This is a genomic window from Methanobrevibacter sp. (genome assembly GCF_045577275.1).
GTDB lineage: Archaea > Methanobacteriota > Methanobacteria > Methanobacteriales > Methanobacteriaceae > Methanobrevibacter.
The window spans coordinates 1-4,152 of sequence record NZ_JAZNIB010000153.1 but is presented as its reverse complement, the minus strand read 5'-3'; the positions used below and the strand labels follow the sequence as shown (position 1 = coordinate 4,152).

Sequence of the window (4,152 nt, the reverse complement as noted above, 5' to 3'; positions counted from 1 at the left end):
ATAACAATATAAAAAAATTAATTAAAAAAATAATAATTAAAATAAAAAAATAAATTAGGAAAAAATCCTAATTTAATAAAAACAGACCAGATAATTTAAGATTAAGATTATCTTAATTTACATTCGTCTTAACCTAAGTAGTGGTCAGGACCAAATGGTTGTGGGGATAATCCTTTTCTTTCTCTGATTTGTCTGATAATTTGATCTTGCAATTCTCTTGGTAATCTTTCAAAACCAGAGTTTTCAGTAGACCATAAACATCTACCTTGAGTTGCAGACCTGATTTCACCAGCAAAACCAAACATTTCAGCTACAGGTACTTTAGCTTCAACGTTTACCATATCACCTTCAGTTGGCATGTCGACGATTTGGCCTCTTCTGTTTAAGATTTCTTTAGTAACGGATCCCATATAGTCAGTTGGGGTGTTAATGAAAACTTTTTGAACAGGTTCGAGTAAGGTTGGGTCAGCCATCATCATACCACCTTTAATAGCGTTACGGATAGCAGGTAAAATTTGAGCAGGTCCTCTGTGAACTGCGTCTTCGTGAAGTTTTGCATCTACAAGAGTGAATTTCATACCCATTGCAATTTCGTTTGCAACTGGACCTTCTTCAAGTGCAGATTCGAAACCTTCAATAACAAGCTCTTTAATCTCATCTAAGTATTGAATACCACGAGTCATGTTGATGAATAAGGATTTGTTGTAAACATCCCATACTCTTCTAGCTTCTTCTTTGTCAAGACCATGTTCAATGAATTTTTGAGCTTCTTCCTTATCTTTGATTTTACCTTCTTTGATGTCACCATTTTGCAATGCTTGGAAGATTGAATCTTCTAAAGGTGCAACTTCAAGGTATAATCTGTTATGCTTGTTAGGAGATTTACCTTCTACAGGGTTAGCAGTTTTTCCTGCAACAGTTTCTCTGTATACAACAATAGGTTCGGAAGTGTTGATGTCTACACCTTTGTTGTTGATTCTTACACCAATAACTTCTAAGTGAAGTTCTCCCATACCGGAAACTAAGTGTTCACCGGTTTCTTCGTTAATGTTAACGTGGATGGTTGGGTCTTCTTTTGCAGTTTGTCTTAATACTTCAATAAGTTTTGGTAAGTCTTTAGTATTTTTAGCTTCTACAGCTACAGTAACTACAGGTTCAGAAATGTGTTCGATTCCTTCAAATTCTACAATCTTGTTTTCAGGAGAACAGATGGTTTCACCTGCGGTAGCTCCTTTTGCACCAGTAATGTAAACAATGTTACCAGCAGGAACCTTTTCAGTAGGAACTCTTTCAGGACCGAAGAAAACACCTACTTGTTGTACTCTGGATCTAGCTTGACCTCCTACTAAGAATACTTCAGTACCTTGTTCTACAGTACCACCATATACTCTACCGGTAGCTACTTCACCAGCGTGCTTGTCTACAGATACATTAGTAACCATTACAGCTAAAGGTCCATCAGGGCTGGTGTTAACCATGGTTTGACCAGCTTCACTTTCAATGTCTCCATCCCAAATGTTAGGACATCTGTATTTTTGGGAAACTTCAGGAGATGGTAAGTGTTCTACTACCATACCTAATAATACTTCAGCTAAAGGTACTTTTTGAGCTAATTCTTTTTGATTTTCATCATTACAGTAATCAATAATGTCTTTGAAGTTGATTCCAGTTTCTTGCATCATAGGAATGTTGATAGCCCAGTTGTGGTATGCTGAACCGAATGCTACACTACCGTCATCCACTTTTACAAGCCATTCTTCTTTTTTGTCTTTAGGAGCCATTTTGCTGATTAATTTGTTAGCTTCATTGATGATTCCAATGAATTTGTTAGCTAATTCTTCAGGTCCTAATTTTACTTCGTTGATTAATCTGTCAACTTTGTTAATGAATAATACTGGTTTAACTTTTTCTCTTAAAGCTTGTCTAAGTACAGTTTCAGTTTGAGGCATGATACCTTCTACTGCACATACAACTACTACTGCACCGTCTACAGCTCTCATTGCACGAGTTACGTCTCCACCAAAGTCAACGTGACCAGGAGTATCAATTAAGTTAATAAGATATTCATCACCATGGTATTCGTGTACCATAGATACGTTTGCAGCATCGATAGTAATACCACGAGCTTGTTCTTGTTCGTCGAAATCTAAGAATCTTTGATCTCCAGCAAGTTCTTCAGAAATCATTCCTGCACCTGCTAAGAGGTTATCGGATAAAGTAGTTTTACCGTGGTCAATGTGTGCACAAATACCTATGTTTCTGATAGATTGAGGTTGGTACATCAATTCTTTGATTTTTGCAATCATTTTGTCTCGTCTACTCAAAATCATCACCTATAAACATCATGTTTATTATTTAAGTCAATATATCTAAGTCATTTAGTCTTTTATATGTCTTTTAAATTAAAAATTAAAAAATTTAAAAAATTTAAAAAATTAAAATTAATCATATATAAGAGAAACCTATAAAAAAATTATAAATTTCAAATAAGATATGATCAATTCTATGATTATCAAATACACTAAAATTAGTGTGCTGCTTTTGCAACTCTTTCTTTTTCTTCTTTTTTCTGTAAAGCGAAACTTCTAGTATCTTCTTCAGAAGCAAAGATTAATTCATTTGCTAAACATTCAGCAACAGATTTTTTGTTTTTGAATGCAGATTGTAAAGTTCCTCTAGTTAAGAATCCTAAAGAAAGGTCTACTCTTCTTTGTGGAGAAATGTCTACCGCTACTTGGTATCCGATACCACCGTATTTGATACGGGTAGTTTCTTCACGAGGAGAAGTGTTTTCAATTGCAGTAACTAAAACTTGAACAGGGTTCTTTTTAGTTCTTCTGTTAATTATTTCTAAAGCTTCTTTTACGATATTGTAAGCTTTGTTCTTTTTACCAGAGTTTCTTTCAGTTCTCATGATTTTGTTCATTAATCTTTCTACGATAGAAACTTTGGATTTTGCAAATTGTCTTTTTACATGTCTACCTAAAGTATGAGGAACGATAGTTTCATCTAAGCAAATGTATCTTTTTAAACCTAAATCTTGTACCTCTACTTCATCAAGGTCCCATTTATCAAATAATTTAGCCATAAAAATTACCTCAATTATCTTACTGGTTTATCGATTTTTCCACTTACCATTTCGGATAAAGCAACATTGTTAACTTTACTTACTTTCCAACGAACTCCAGGAATGTCTCCCATGGATCTTCCGGATGGTCCACCGATTCCTTCAATCATAACTTCATCGTGCTCATCGATAAAACCGATTGCTCCGTCACCTGGTGCAAATGCAGTTAATTGTTTACCGTTTTTGATTAATTGAACACGAACACATTTACGAATAGCAGAGTTAGGTTGCTTTGCTTCGATACCTACTTTTTCAATAACGATTCCTCTAGCTTGAGGTGCCCCTTCGAGAGGGTCTGCTTTTACATCTAAACGTAATGCTCTTCTTTTGTAGTCTACGTCTTTCCATTTAAAATTTTGTCTATTCTTTTTAAGCTTTTTAGCAGCAAAAAGTCCTGGCATATTTATTCTTCCTCTTTAGTTTTTACGACAAACGTCTTTTTGAATAAATAATAAGATTAAAATAATTAATTCCATTAGATAGAAGTCCACCGCTGCGATTTACTATTATACTCCAATCTCTACTCAACATCTAAACTAAGGTGATTAAGCTTAATTTAGATTCAAAATACTAAAATTATACGATAAAATAACCATATAATAGCAATCAAAACTCCTATACAAAATAGAATATAAGTATAGAATCTAATTAAAATACATTAATCAAATACTGTCTTTGATTGATTCGATCAATGCTATAATCATTGAAGCTCATTTTGAAAATCAATGATGTGAAAATAATATAGGTTAACTATAATATAATAGAAAACTATAGCAAAATGCACACAAGCTATTAGTTTTAAGAAATAACAGATTATAGCCATATCCACCATACCAATCAACATAAAAAATTAAATAAAACTTTTTTTAGAAAAATGTTGATAAGGTATAATGTTACCTATTATAATAATATATTATAATAACTTTATTAATAAATGTTTGGTTTTTTGATAGTATTAAAATTGTAAAAATAAAAAAATTCAAAGATTTGAATTGAAAAATTAATAATTAAAAAACTAATAATTA

Annotated in this window: 3 protein-coding genes; all 3 read right to left on the bottom strand. The window is 32.8% G+C overall.

The window, feature by feature from the left end; all coding sequences use genetic code 11:
- Window positions 1-128: 128 nt before the first annotated feature.
- The gene (locus tag ACKI67_RS04560; RefSeq protein ID WP_407462217.1) at window positions 129-2,324 is read right to left on the bottom strand and encodes an elongation factor EF-2; all 2,196 of its coding nucleotides are present in this window, start codon (window positions 2,322-2,324) and stop codon (window positions 129-131) included.
- Between the two features lie 203 nt (window positions 2,325-2,527).
- Window positions 2,528-3,088: a 30S ribosomal protein S7 gene (locus ACKI67_RS04555; RefSeq protein WP_407462215.1), complete on the bottom strand. Its 561-nt coding sequence runs from the start codon at window positions 3,086-3,088 to the stop codon at window positions 2,528-2,530.
- 14 nt (window positions 3,089-3,102) lie between these two features.
- Window positions 3,103-3,528 carry a 30S ribosomal protein S12 gene (locus tag ACKI67_RS04550; RefSeq protein WP_067147408.1) on the bottom strand — a complete coding sequence of 142 codons (426 nt, stop codon included), beginning with the start codon at window positions 3,526-3,528 and terminating at the stop codon, window positions 3,103-3,105.
- Between the last annotated feature and the right edge of the window lie 624 nt (window positions 3,529-4,152).